Annotated in this window: 8 protein-coding genes; all 8 read right to left on the minus strand. The window is 56.3% G+C overall.

Annotation, left to right across the window (positions count from 1 at the left end; all coding sequences use genetic code 11):
• Positions 1-22 precede the first annotated feature (22 nt).
• A complete protein-coding gene (gene tuf, locus LIS66_RS24070; protein WP_024014521.1) occupies positions 23-1,216 on the minus strand; it encodes an elongation factor Tu in 1,194 nt (397 codons plus the stop codon).
• Positions 1,217-1,247: 31 nt separating this feature from the next.
• Positions 1,248-3,353: an elongation factor G gene (fusA, locus tag LIS66_RS24075; RefSeq protein WP_016772942.1), complete on the minus strand. Its 2,106-nt coding sequence runs from the start codon at positions 3,351-3,353 to the stop codon at positions 1,248-1,250.
• 30 nt (positions 3,354-3,383) lie between these two features.
• Positions 3,384-3,857, minus strand: a complete 474-nt coding sequence (gene rpsG / locus LIS66_RS24080) for a 30S ribosomal protein S7 (protein ID WP_016772941.1) — start codon at positions 3,855-3,857, stop codon at positions 3,384-3,386.
• Positions 3,858-3,964: 107 nt separating this feature from the next.
• Positions 3,965-4,336, minus strand: a complete 372-nt coding sequence (gene rpsL / locus LIS66_RS24085; protein ID WP_003186084.1) for a 30S ribosomal protein S12 — start codon at positions 4,334-4,336, stop codon at positions 3,965-3,967.
• A 216-nt stretch (positions 4,337-4,552) separates the two neighbouring features.
• Positions 4,553-8,752: a DNA-directed RNA polymerase subunit beta' gene (rpoC, locus tag LIS66_RS24090; protein WP_042610656.1), complete on the minus strand. Its 4,200-nt coding sequence runs from the start codon at positions 8,750-8,752 to the stop codon at positions 4,553-4,555.
• Between the two features lie 64 nt (positions 8,753-8,816).
• Positions 8,817-12,890: a DNA-directed RNA polymerase subunit beta gene (gene rpoB, locus LIS66_RS24095; RefSeq protein WP_016772939.1), complete on the minus strand. Its 4,074-nt coding sequence runs from the start codon at positions 12,888-12,890 to the stop codon at positions 8,817-8,819.
• A gap of 221 nt (positions 12,891-13,111) precedes the next feature.
• A complete protein-coding gene (gene rplL, locus LIS66_RS24100) occupies positions 13,112-13,477 on the minus strand; it encodes a 50S ribosomal protein L7/L12 (RefSeq protein ID WP_003228750.1) in 366 nt (121 codons plus the stop codon).
• A 73-nt stretch (positions 13,478-13,550) separates the two neighbouring features.
• The gene (gene rplJ / locus LIS66_RS24105) at positions 13,551-14,051 is read right to left on the minus strand and encodes a 50S ribosomal protein L10 (RefSeq protein ID WP_008081912.1); all 501 of its coding nucleotides are present in this window, start codon (positions 14,049-14,051) and stop codon (positions 13,551-13,553) included.
• Between the last annotated feature and the right edge of the window lie 61 nt (positions 14,052-14,112).

Raw genomic sequence — 14,112 nt, forward strand, 5'->3', positions numbered from 1 at the left:
CATCAAGCTGACTTTAAAAGCCTTACTCGATGATTTTGGCTACGACGCCAGCGCCGACGGTACGACCGCCTTCACGGATAGCGAAACGCAGACCGTCTTCCATCGCGATGGTTTTGATCAGGGTAACAGTCATCTGAATGTTGTCACCTGGCATTACCATTTCAACGCCTTCTGGCAGCTCGCAGTTACCAGTCACGTCAGTAGTACGGAAGTAGAACTGTGGACGGTAGCCTTTGAAGAACGGAGTGTGACGACCGCCTTCTTCCTTGCTCAGAACGTAAACTTCTGCAGTGAACTTGGTGTGCGGCTTGACCGAACCTGGCTTGACCAGAACCTGGCCACGCTCAACGTCGTCACGCTTGGTACCACGCAGCAGAACGCCACAGTTCTCGCCAGCACGACCTTCGTCGAGCAGCTTGCGGAACATCTCAACACCGGTGCAGGTGGTGGTGGTGGTGTCACGCAGACCAACGATTTCCAGAGCGTCCTGAACGCGAACGATACCGCGCTCGATACGACCAGTCACAACAGTACCGCGACCGGAGATCGAGAATACGTCTTCGATTGGCATCAGGAACGGCTTGTCGATCATACGAACTGGTTCTGGGATGTAGGTATCCAGAGTTTCAACCAGCTTACGAACGGCAGTGGTGCCCATTTCGTTGTCGTCTTTGCCTTCCAGCGCCATACGAGCCGAACCGATGATGATCGGAGTGTCGTCGCCTGGGAAGTCGTAGGTCGACAGCAGGTCACGAACTTCCATCTCAACCAGTTCCAGCAGCTCAGCGTCGTCTACCAGGTCAGCCTTGTTCAGGAAAACCACGATGTACGGAACGCCTACCTGACGGGACAGCAGGATGTGCTCACGGGTTTGTGGCATCGGACCATCAGCGGCCGAGCAAACCAGGATCGCGCCGTCCATCTGGGCAGCACCGGTGATCATGTTCTTCACGTAGTCAGCGTGACCTGGGCAGTCAACGTGAGCGTAGTGACGAATAGTCGAGTTGTACTCAACGTGAGCGGTGTTGATGGTGATACCGCGAGCTTTTTCTTCTGGTGCGCTGTCGATCTTGTCGAATTCAACGACGGCCGAACCGAAAACTTCGGAGCAGACGCGAGTCAGAGCAGCAGTCAGAGTGGTTTTACCGTGGTCAACGTGACCAATGGTGCCAACGTTGACGTGCGGTAGGGAACGATCAAATTTTTCTTTAGCCACGACAATTAACTCCTAGCCTAAAGGGGCTGAATCAGCCTTGTTTTTTGGTTACGGATTCGACGATGTGCGACGGAGCCGTATCGTATTTTTTGAATTCCATAGAGTAGCTTGCGCGACCCTGGGACATGGAACGAACGTCGGTCGCATAACCGAACATCTCACCCAGTGGAACTTCGGCACGGATAACCTTGCCGGACACTGTGTCTTCCATACCCTGGATCATGCCGCGACGACGGTTAAGGTCGCCCATCACGTCACCCATATAGTCTTCAGGCGTAACAACCTCTACCGCCATGATCGGCTCGAGCAACTCACCACCGCCCTTCTGGGCCAGTTGCTTGGTCGCCATGGAAGCAGCCACCTTGAACGCCATCTCGTTGGAGTCGACGTCGTGGTAAGAACCATCGAACACGGTAGCCTTCAGGCCGATCAGCGGATAGCCGGCAACTACGCCGTTCTTCATCTGCTCTTCGATACCCTTCTGGATAGCCGGGATGTATTCCTTAGGAACCACACCACCTACAACTTCGTTCACGAATTGCAGACCTTCCTGACCTTCGTCAGCAGGAGCAAAACGGATCCAGCAGTGACCGAACTGGCCGCGACCACCGGACTGACGAACGAACTTGCCTTCGATTTCACAGTTCTTCGTGATGCGCTCACGATACGAAACCTGAGGCTTGCCGATGTTGGCTTCGACGTTGAACTCACGGCGCATCCGGTCAACCAGGATGTCCAGGTGCAGCTCGCCCATGCCGGAGATGATCGTCTGACCAGTCTCTTCATCAGTTTTAACGCGGAAAGACGGGTCTTCCTGAGCGAGCTTGCCCAGAGCGATACCCATTTTTTCCTGGTCATCCTTGGTCTTAGGCTCTACGGCAACCGAAATAACCGGCTCCGGGAAGTCCATGCGAACCAGGATGATTGGCTTGTCAGCGTTGCAGAGGGTTTCACCAGTGGTGACGTCCTTCATGCCGATCAGGGCCGCGATGTCGCCAGCGCGTACTTCCTTGATCTCTTCACGGGCGTTTGCGTGCATTTGCACCATACGACCCACGCGCTCTTTCTTGCCTTTGACCGAGTTGATCACGCCGTCGCCGGAGTTCAACACGCCCGAGTAAACACGGACGAAGGTCAGAGTACCCACGAATGGGTCGGTAGCGATCTTGAACGCCAGAGCCGCGAAAGGCTCGTTGTCGTCTGCATGACGCTCCATCTCTTCTTCCTCGTTATCAGGGTTGGAACCCTTGATAGCAGGAATGTCGGTCGGAGCAGGCAGGTAGTCGATAACGGCGTCGAGAACCAGGGGAACACCCTTGTTCTTGAACGAAGAACCGCAAACAGCCAGAACGATTTCGCCGGCGATAGTACGCTGACGCAAAGCAGCCTTGATCTCTTCGATCGACAGCTCTTCGCCTTCCAGGTACTTGTTCATCAGCTCTTCGTTGGCTTCGGCAGCAGCCTCAACCATGTTGTTGCGCCACTCTTCAGCCAGCTCTTGCAGCTCGGCAGGAATGTCCTTGCGAACAGGGACCATACCTTTGTCGGAGTCGTTCCAGTAGACAGCTTGCATGTTGATCAGATCGATCTGACCCTGGAAGTTGTCTTCGGAACCGATGGCCAACTGGATCGGCACCGGAGTGTGACCCAGACGCTGCTTGATCTGACCGATCACGCGCAGGAAGTTGGCGCCGGCACGGTCCATCTTGTTTACGTAAACAAGACGTGGAACGCCGTATTTGTTGGCTTGACGCCATACGGTTTCCGACTGCGGCTCAACACCCGAAGTACCGCAGAACACCACGACAGCGCCGTCGAGTACGCGCAGGGAACGCTCAACTTCAATGGTGAAGTCAACGTGGCCCGGGGTATCGATTACGTTGAAACGGTGCTCGTGAGAGTACTGCTTCTCGGAACCTTTCCAGAAGGCGGTAATGGCAGCAGAAGTAATGGTAATACCACGCTCCTGCTCCTGAACCATCCAGTCTGTGGTCGCGGCGCCATCATGCACCTCGCCCATTTTGTGACTTTTGCCGGTGTAAAACAGTACGCGCTCGGTGGTGGTGGTTTTACCAGCATCCACGTGAGCAACGATACCGATGTTACGGTAGCGGCTAATCGGAGTAGTACGAGCCATAAAGCCCTCGCAAAATTAGTGAAGCTAAAATTAGAAGCGGTAGTGCGAGAAAGCTTTGTTAGCTTCGGCCATACGGTGCACGTCTTCACGCTTCTTAACAGCAGCACCTTTACCTTCAGCAGCATCCAGCAGTTCGCCAGCCAAACGCAGAGCCATAGACTTCTCGCCGCGCTTACGGGCGAAGTCTACCAACCAGCGCATTGCCAGAGCGTTACGACGGGAAGGACGAACCTCGACCGGAACCTGATAAGTAGCACCACCAACGCGGCGCGACTTCACTTCGACCAGCGGAGCGATGGCGTCGAGTGCTTTTTCGAAGAGTTCCAGGGGATCGGTGCCAGCCTTACGGGCCGCAACGGTTTCCAGGGCACCATAAACGATACGCTCGGCAACGGCTTTCTTGCCGCTTTCCATAACGTGGTTCATGAATTTGGCGAGGATCTGGCTTCCGTATTTCGGATCGTCCAGAATCTCACGCTTTGCTGCTACGCGACGTCTTGGCATGATAAGCCCTCAAGCGGTCTTCAGGTTAGCTCGGGACAGATCCAGAGGATGCGTGCCCGACCTTACTCTTATCGACTCAATAAAATAAAAATCTGCAAAACGGCCGATTACTTCGGACGCTTGGTACCGTACTTCGAACGACCCTGGTTACGGCCTTTAACGCCGGAAGTATCCAAGGAGCCGCGAACGGTGTGGTAACGAACACCTGGCAAGTCTTTTACACGACCGCCGCGGATCAGTACCACGCTGTGCTCTTGCAGGTTGTGGCCTTCACCGCCGATGTACGAGGAAACCTCGAAACCGTTGGTCAGACGCACACGGCATACTTTACGCAGTGCCGAGTTAGGTTTTTTCGGCGTGGTGGTGTACACACGGGTGCACACGCCACGACGTTGCGGGCAGTTCTGCAGCGCAGGTACGTCGGATTTCTCGACGATACGCTTACGCGGCTGACGTACCAGCTGGTTGATAGTTGCCATCTACTAGCTCCACTGTTGTCTTGCGACGCTATTGTCTTGCAAGAAAAGCAAAATGGCAGGAACGAATTCCCGCCAAATTTAGGGGATCAAGAGTCTAAAGAGGATCTTGATTCCAGTCAAGGCAAGGCCCCGACCTCCCCGCCCGTCGAACCTCGACTAAATGTCTCGATTCGACGAACGGAGCGATCAGGGCCTCACGCTCGTTTATCGCAGAACTCAGTTACCGCTCGAGTTCAGCGCTTCGGTCAGTGCAGCTTCCACTTCACTGGCGCTTACGCGCAACGGCTTGTCGGCATCACGGCGACGCTTGCGCTCGCTGTGATAGGCAAGACCGGTACCGGCCGGGATCAGACGACCCACGACTACGTTTTCTTTCAGGCCGCGCAGGTAATCGCGCTTGCCGGTGACTGCCGCTTCGGTCAGTACGCGGGTGGTTTCCTGGAAGGAAGCCGCCGAGATGAACGATTCGGTGGACAACGACGCCTTGGTGATACCCAGCAGCACGCGAGTGAACTTGGAGACAAACTTGTCTTCCGTGCTCAGACGCTCGTTCTCTACCAGAACGTGAGTCAGTTCCATCTGGTCGCCCTTGATGAAGCTGGAATCGCCGGACTCGGAAATCTCAACTTTACGCAGCATCTGACGCAGGATGGTCTCGATGTGCTTGTCGTTGATCTTCACGCCTTGCAGACGGTAAACGTCCTGGATCTCGTTGACGATGTACTTGGCCAGCGCGCTCACACCCAGCAGACGCAGGATGTCGTGCGGATCGCTTGGACCGTCGGAGATAACTTCGCCGCGGTTTACCTGTTCGCCTTCGAAGACGTTCAGGTGACGCCACTTCGGAATCAGCTCTTCGTACGGATCGCTACCGTCGTTCGGGGTAATGACCAGACGGCGCTTGCCCTTGGTCTCTTTACCGAACGCGATGGTGCCGCTGACTTCAGCAAGAATCGACGCTTCTTTCGGACGACGGGCTTCGAACAGGTCGGCAACACGCGGCAGACCACCGGTGATGTCACGGGTCTTCGAAGTTTCCTGCGGGATACGAGCGATAACGTCACCGATCGCAATCTTCGCACCGTCAGCCACACCGACCAGGGCGTTGGCTGGCAGGAAGTACTGAGCGATAACGTCAGTGCCTGGCAGCAACAGATCCTTGCCGTTGTCGTCGACCATCTTCACTGCTGGACGGATTTCCTTACCGGCAGCTGGACGATCTTTCGCGTCGAGAACTTCAATGTTGGTCATACCGGTCAATTCGTCAGTCTGACGCTTGATCGTGATGCCTTCTTCCATGCCCACGTAGGTCACGGTACCTTTCATTTCGGTAACGATCGGGTGAGTGTGCGGATCCCACTTGGCCACGATGGCGCCAGCGTCGACCTTGTCACCTTCCTTGACCGAAATCACAGCACCGTACGGCAGCTTGTAACGCTCACGCTCACGACCGAAGTCATCCGCGATTGCCAGCTCACCGGAACGGGACACAGCAACCAGGTGGCCATCCACTCGCTCAACGTGCTTGAGGTTGTGCAGACGGACAGTACCGCCATTCTTCACCTGAACGCTGTCAGCTGCGGAAGTACGGCTTGCCGCACCACCAATGTGGAACGTACGCATGGTCAGCTGGGTACCCGGCTCACCGATGGACTGGGCAGCGATAACGCCGACCGCTTCACCGATGTTCACCTGGTGACCACGAGCCAGATCACGGCCGTAGCACTTGGCGCAAATGCCATAGCGGGTTTCGCAGCTGATCGGCGAACGCACGATCACTTCGTCGATGCTGTTCAGCTCGATGAACTCGACCCACTTCTCGTCAACCAGAGTGCCGGCAGGAACGATAACGTCCTCGGTACCTGGCTTGAACACGTCACGGGCAATCACACGACCCAATACGCGCTCACCCAACGGCTCTACAACGTCACCGCCTTCAATGTGCGGAGTCATCAGCAGACCGTGTTCGGTGCCGCAATCGATCTCGGTCACTACCAGATCCTGCGCCACGTCTACCAGACGACGAGTCAGGTAACCGGAGTTCGCAGTTTTCAACGCGGTATCCGCCAGACCTTTACGAGCACCGTGAGTCGAGATGAAGTACTGAAGTACGCTCAGACCTTCACGGAAGTTCGCAGTAATCGGCGTTTCAATGATGGAGCCGTCCGGCTTGGCCATCAGACCACGCATACCGGCCAGCTGACGAATCTGTGCTGCGGAACCCCGCGCACCCGAGTCGGCCATCATGTACATCGAGTTGAAAGACTCTTGGTCGACTTCGTCGCCGTGACGGTCGATGACTTTCTCTTTCGAGAGGTTGGCCATCATCGCCTTGGAAACTTCATCGTTCGCTTTCGACCAGAGGTCGATCACTTTGTTGTACTTCTCGCCCTGGGTTACCAGGCCGGAGGCGTACTGGCTCTCGATCTCTTTCACTTCGTCGGTGGCTGCACCGATGATGCGGGCTTTTTCGTCCGGGATAACGAAGTCGTTAACACCGATGGAAACGCCGGAGATGGTCGAGTAAGCGAAACCGGTGTACATCAACTGGTCAGCGAAGATCACGGTCTCTTTCAGACCAACCACGCGGTAGCACTGGTTGATCAGCTTGGAGATCGCCTTCTTCTTCATCGGCAGGTTGACGACGTCGAACGACAGACCTTTTGGCACAACCTGGAACAGCAGCGCACGGCCGACGGTGGTGTCGACGATACGGGTACCGCTCACGCTGTTGCCGTCACGATCGTTGACGGTTTCGTTGATACGAACCTTGACCTTGGCATGCAGCGCGGCTTCGCCGGCACGGAATACACGGTCGACTTCCTGCAGATCCGCGAACACACGACCTTCGCCCTTGGCGTTGATCGCTTCACGAGTCATGTAGTACAGACCCAATACAACGTCCTGCGACGGAACGATGATTGGCTCACCGTTGGCTGGCGACAGGATGTTGTTGGTCGACATCATCAACGCACGCGCTTCCAACTGGGCTTCCAGTGTCAGCGGTACGTGCACGGCCATTTGGTCACCGTCGAAGTCGGCGTTGTACGCAGCACAGACCAGAGGGTGCAGCTGGATAGCCTTACCTTCGATCAGTACCGGTTCAAACGCCTGGATACCCAGACGGTGAAGGGTCGGTGCACGGTTGAGAAGAACCGGGTGTTCGCGAATCACTTCAGCGAGAACGTCCCAAACCTCTGGCAGCTCGCGCTCGACCATTTTCTTGGCCGCTTTGATGGTGGTCGCGAGACCACGCATTTCCAGCTTGCCGAAAATGAACGGTTTGAACAGCTCGAGAGCCATCTTCTTCGGCAGACCGCACTGATGCAGACGCAGAGTCGGGCCTACGGTAATAACCGAACGACCGGAGTAGTCAACACGCTTACCGAGCAAGTTCTGACGGAAACGACCTTGCTTACCCTTGATCATGTCAGCCAGGGATTTCAGAGGACGCTTGTTGGAACCTGTGATAGCGCGGCCACGACGACCGTTGTCGAGCAGCGCATCGACCGCTTCCTGCAACATACGCTTTTCGTTGCGCACGATGATGTCCGGAGCGGACAGATCCAGCAGGCGCTTCAAACGGTTGTTACGGTTGATCACTCGACGATACAGATCGTTGAGGTCGGAAGTGGCGAAACGACCGCCATCCAGCGGGACCAGTGGACGCAGATCTGGCGGCAGAACCGGCAGAACGGTCAGCACCATCCACTCTGGCAGGTTGCCGGAACCCTGGAAGGCTTCCATCAACTTCAGACGCTTGGACAGCTTCTTGATCTTGGTTTCCGAGTTGGTTTGCGGAATCTCTTCGCGCAGACGGCCAATCTCGTGTTCCAGGTCGATAGCGTGCAGCAGTTCACGGACAGCTTCGGCACCCATGCGGGCGTCGAAATCGTCACCGAACTCTTCCAGCGCTTCGAAATACTGCTCGTCGTTCAGCAGCTGACCTTTTTCAAGGGTGGTCATGCCTGGATCGATAACGACATAGCTCTCGAAGTAGAGAACGCGTTCGATATCACGCAGGGTCATGTCCATCAGCAAGCCGATACGGGACGGCAGCGATTTCAGGAACCAGATGTGGGCAACCGGCGAAGCCAGTTCGATGTGCGCCATGCGCTCACGACGAACCTTGGCCAGTGCAACTTCAACGCCGCACTTCTCGCAGATCACACCACGGTGCTTCAAGCGCTTGTACTTACCGCACAGGCACTCGTAATCCTTTACCGGGCCAAAGATCTTGGCGCAGAACAGACCGTCACGCTCAGGTTTGAACGTACGGTAGTTGATGGTTTCCGGCTTTTTAACTTCACCGAACGACCACGAACGGATCATCTCCGGCGAGGCCAATCCGATACGGATGGCGTCGAACTCTTCGACTTGACCCTGGTTTTTCAGCAAATTCAGTAGGTCTTTCAAGGCCTTTCCTCCTGGCGGAGCAGAGAGCGGGCAATCCTGCCCCGCTCTCGATTCGCGTCACGTGTTATTCGGTTTCCAGATCGATATCGATGCCGAGGGAACGAATTTCCTTGATCAACACGTTGAAGGACTCGGGCATGCCCGGCTCCATACGGTGATCGCCATCCACGATGTTCTTGTACATCTTGGTACGGCCGTTCACATCGTCCGACTTCACTGTGAGCATTTCTTGCAGAGTGTAAGCAGCACCGTATGCTTCCAGTGCCCAGACCTCCATCTCCCCGAAACGCTGACCACCGAACTGCGCCTTACCACCCAGCGGCTGCTGGGTAACCAGGCTGTAAGAACCGGTAGAACGCGCGTGCATCTTGTCGTCTACCAAGTGGTTCAGCTTCAGCATGTACATGTAGCCAACGGTAACTGGACGCTCGAACTTGTTGCCGGTACGGCCGTCGGTCAGCTGCATCTGGCCGCTTTCCGGCAGGTCTGCCAGTTTCAGCATGGCCTTGATTTCGCTTTCCTTGGCGCCGTCGAACACTGGAGTGGCCATTGGAACGCCGCCACGCAGGTTGTTCGCCAGATCGAGGATTTCCTGATCGGAGAAGCTGTCCAGGTCTTCGTTACGACCGCCGATCTGGTTGTAGATCTCGTCCAGGAAGGTGCGCAGCTCAGCCACTTTACGCTGCTCTTCGACCATCCGGTTGATCTTCTCGCCCAGACCTTTGGCCGCGAGGCCCAGGTGGGTTTCGAGAATCTGACCAACGTTCATACGCGAAGGTACGCCCAGCGGGTTGAGGACCACGTCGACCGGGGTGCCATTGGCATCGTGCGGCATGTCTTCAACCGGCATGATCACGGAGACCACACCCTTGTTACCGTGACGACCGGCCATCTTGTCGCCCGGCTGGATGCGGCGACGGATTGCCAGGTAAACCTTGACGATTTTCAGCACGCCTGGAGCCAGGTCATCGCCCTGCTGCAGTTTGCGCTTCTTGTCTTCGAACTTGTCGTCCAGCAGACGGCGACGATCAACGATGTAGGCCTGAGCCTTCTCGAGCTGCTCGTTCAGCGCATCTTCAGCCATGCGCAGTTTGAACCACTGGCCGTGCTCAAGACCGTCGAGTACTTCGTCGGTGATGTCCTGACCTTTCTTCAGGCCGGCGCCGCCTTCGGCCTTGTGGCCTACCAGAGCGGAACGCAGACGTTCGAAAGTCGCGCCTTCAACGATGCGGAACTCTTCGTTCAGATCCTTGCGGATCTCGTCCAGCTGGGACTTCTCGATCGACAGTGCACGAGCATCACGCTCAACGCCGTCACGGGTGAAGACCTGTACGTCAATGACAGTACCTTTGGTGCCGGTTGGCACGCGCAGGGAGGTGTCTTTAACGTCGCTGGCTTTTTCACCGAAGATTGCACGCAGCAGTTTTTCTTCCGGAGTCAGCTGGGTCTCGCCTTTCGGAGTGACCTTGCCGACCAGGATGTCGCCTGCGCCTACTTCAGCACCTACGTAAACGATACCGGCTTCGTCCAGCTTGTTCAGTGCAGCTTCACCCACGTTCGGGATGTCCGCAGTGATTTCCTCTGGGCCAAGCTTGGTGTCACGAGCCACACAGGTCAGTTCCTGAATGTGGATCGTGGTGAAGCGGTCTTCCTGAACCACACGCTCGGACAGGCAGATGGAGTCTTCGAAGTTGAAGCCGTTCCATGCCATGAACGCGATGCGCATGTTCTGACCCAGCGCCAGTTCACCCATGTCGGTGGACGGGCCGTCGGCCATGATGTCGCTACGCTGAACGCGATCACCTTTACGCACCAGCGGACGCTGGTTGATGCAAGTGTTCTGGTTCGAGCGGGTGTATTTGGTCAGGTTGTAGATGTCGACACCGGCTTCACCGGTTTCAACTTCGTCATCGGCAACACGAACCACGATACGGCTGGCGTCGACGGAATCGATCACGCCACCACGACGAGCCACGACGCAAACGCCGGAGTCACGGGCTACGTTACGCTCCATGCCGGTACCTACCAGCGGCTTGTCAGCGCGCAGGGTCGGTACAGCTTGACGCTGCATGTTCGAACCCATCAACGCACGGTTGGCGTCGTCGTGCTCGAGGAACGGGATCAGCGACGCTGCAACCGACACAACCTGCTTCGGCGAAACGTCCATCAAGGTGACGTCTTCCGGCGCCTTGACGGTGAATTCGTTCAGGTGACGTACGGCTACCAGTTCGTCGATCAGGACTTTCTGCTCGTTCATGGTCGCCGAAGCCTGCGCGATCACGTGATCGGCTTCTTCGATAGCGGACAGGAACACGATCTCGTCGGTCACCACGCCCTCTTTCACCACGCGGTACGGGCTTTCCAGGAAGCCGTACTGGTTGGTGCGAGCGTACGCAGCCAGCGAGTTGATCAGACCGATGTTCGGACCTTCCGGCGTTTCAATCGGGCAGACACGACCGTAGTGAGTCGGGTGTACGTCACGGACTTCGAAGCCTGCGCGCTCACGAGTCAGACCACCAGGGCCGAGTGCGGAGACACGACGCTTGTGGGTGATCTCGGACAGCGGGTTGTTCTGGTCCATGAACTGCGAGAGCTGGCTGGAACCGAAGAACTCTTTCACCGCCGCAGCCACTGGCTTGGCGTTGATCAGGTCTTGCGGCATCAGGCCTTCGCTTTCAGCCATCGACAGACGCTCTTTGACCGCACGCTCAACACGTACCAGGCCAACGCGGAACTGGTTCTCGGCCATTTCGCCTACGCAGCGAACACGACGGTTACCCAGGTGGTCGATGTCATCGACGATGCCTTTACCGTTACGGATGTCGACCAGAGTCTTCAGTACCGCGACGATGTCTTCCTTGCACAGCACGCCCGAACCTTCGATCTCGGTACGACCGATACGACGGTTGAACTTCATCCGGCCGACCGCAGACAGGTCATAGCGCTCAGGGCTGAAGAACAGGTTGTTGAACAGGGTCTCGGCAGCGTCCTTGGTTGGCGGCTCGCCTGGACGCATCATGCGATAGATCTCGACCAGCGCTTCCAATTGGTTGCTGGTGGAGTCGATCTTCAGCGTGTCGGAGACGAACGGACCGCAGTCGATGTCGTTGGTGTACAGGGTCTCGATGCGAACGACCTGAGCCTTGGCGATTTTTGCCAGGACTTCAGTGTTCAGCTCGGTGTTGCATTCAGCCAGGATTTCGCCAGTGGCCGGGTGCACGATAGCCTTGGCGGTGGTGCGGCCGAGGACGTAATCCAGTGGCACATCCAGCGTCTTGATACCGGCTTTTTCGATCTGGTTGATGTGGCGCGCGGTAATACGGCGGCCCTGCTCAACGATGACCTTGCCCTTCTCGTCCTGGATGTCCAGAACCGCAACTTCACCACGCAGGCGCGATGGCACCAGTTCCAGGCTGAGGGTTTCGCCGCTCAGGTGGAATACGTTGGTGGTGTAGAACGCGTCCAGCACTTCTTCAGTGGTGTAACCGAGTGCGCGCAGCAGTACCGAAGCCGGCAGCTTGCGACGACGGTCGATACGCACGAAGACGCAGTCTTTCGGGTCGAACTCGAAGTCCAGCCACGAACCGCGGTAAGGAATGATGCGAGCCGAGTACAGCAGTTTGCCGGAGCTGTGCGTCTTGCCGCGGTCGTGGTCGAAGAACACGCCCGGGGAACGGTGCAGCTGGGAAACGATAACACGCTCGGTACCGTTGATTACGAAGGTACCGTTCTCAGTCATCAGGGGGATTTCACCCATGTAGACTTCTTGCTCTTTGATGTCCTTGATCGCTTTGTTCGACGATTCTTTGTCGAAAATGATCAGGCGCACTTTTACCCGCAAAGGTACGGCGAAAGTTACACCGCGCAATACGCATTCTTTGACATCAAATGCCGGTTCGCCCAGGCGATAACCGACGTACTCCAGCGCAGCATTGCCGGAGTAGCTGATGATCGGGAAAACGGATTTGAAGGCCGCATGCAGGCCCACGTCGCGGAACTGATCTTTAGTCGCTCCCGCTTGCAAGAATTCACGATACGAATCCAGCTGGATGGCCAGGAGGTAAGGCACATCCATGACGTCCGGCAACTTGCTAAAGTCCTTGCGGATACGTTTTTTCTCAGTATATGAGTAAGCCATCAGCGTTCCCCAGCTTGGTCACCTGCTTGTTTGGCCCCTCCCGACGGGAGCAGCCAGAAAATCGTGCAAACCCCATGGTTTGCGCCACCGCATCGGGTGGTTACAGCGCCTTTATCGGCACCGACCCAGTCGGCTGCCAATAACGGAAAAAGGCCGGTGGCAAGAGCCACCAGCCATCAGCCTGTCGCTTGACGCTCGGGCTGGAGGAGCAAAGTCGATGCTTACTTCAGCTCGACTTTAGCGCCTGCTTCTTCCAGCTTCTTCTTGGCGTCTTCAGCCGCTTCTTTCGAAACGCCTTCAGCTACAACCTGAGGAGCGCCGTCTACTTTCTCTTTGGCTTCTTTCAGGCCCAGACCGGTCAGTTCGCGAACTGCCTTGATCACGTTAACCTTCTTCTCGCCAGCTTCCAGCAGAACAACGTTGAACTCGGTTTGCTCTTCAACAACAGCGGCAGCAGCAGCTGGACCAGCCGAAGCAGCAGCAGCGGTAACACCGAAGGTTTCTTCCATCGCTTTGATCAGCTCAACGATTTCCACTACGGATTTCTGGCCGATTGCTTCGATGATTTGTTCGTTAGTCAGAGACATGACTCAATTCCTGAATTGGGGGACGGCCTACGCGACCATCGAAATAAACAAAAAACGCGAGAAGTGACGAGCCTTAGGCTGCGGCAGCTTCTTTCTGGTCGCGAATTGCCGCCAGAGTACGAGCCAATTTGCTGGTAGCGCCTTGAATCACGCTCATCAGCTGAGAAATTGCTTCGTCACGGGTCGGCAGAGTTGCCAGTACGTCGATCTGATTAGCTGCGAGGAACTTGCCCTCGAACGCAGCTGCCTTGATCTCGAACTTGTCCTGACCCTTGGCAAACTCTTTGAAGATACGGGCAGCAGCGCCCGGATGTTCGTTCGAGAATGCAATCAGGGTCGGGCCGGTGAACACGTCGTTGAGGACACTGTATTGAGTGTCAGCAACAGCGCGCTTGAGCAGGGTGTTACGTACAACACGTACGTAAACGCCAGCTTCACGAGCCTCTTTACGGAGTCCGGTCATTGCGCCTACTGTTACGCCACGTGCATCAACCACGACAGCGGACAGAGCGACTTTGGCAGCCTCGTTGACTTCAGCGACGATGGCCTTCTTGTCTTCGAGATTAATTGCCACGGGTTTAACTCCTGCTTGTTACCGTTTCATTCGATCGGAACCGAATGTCGTTTTGGTGTCT

The sequence above is a fragment of the Pseudomonas sp. HN2 genome (assembly GCF_020736465.1).
Lineage (GTDB): Bacteria > Pseudomonadota > Gammaproteobacteria > Pseudomonadales > Pseudomonadaceae > Aquipseudomonas > Aquipseudomonas moraviensis_A.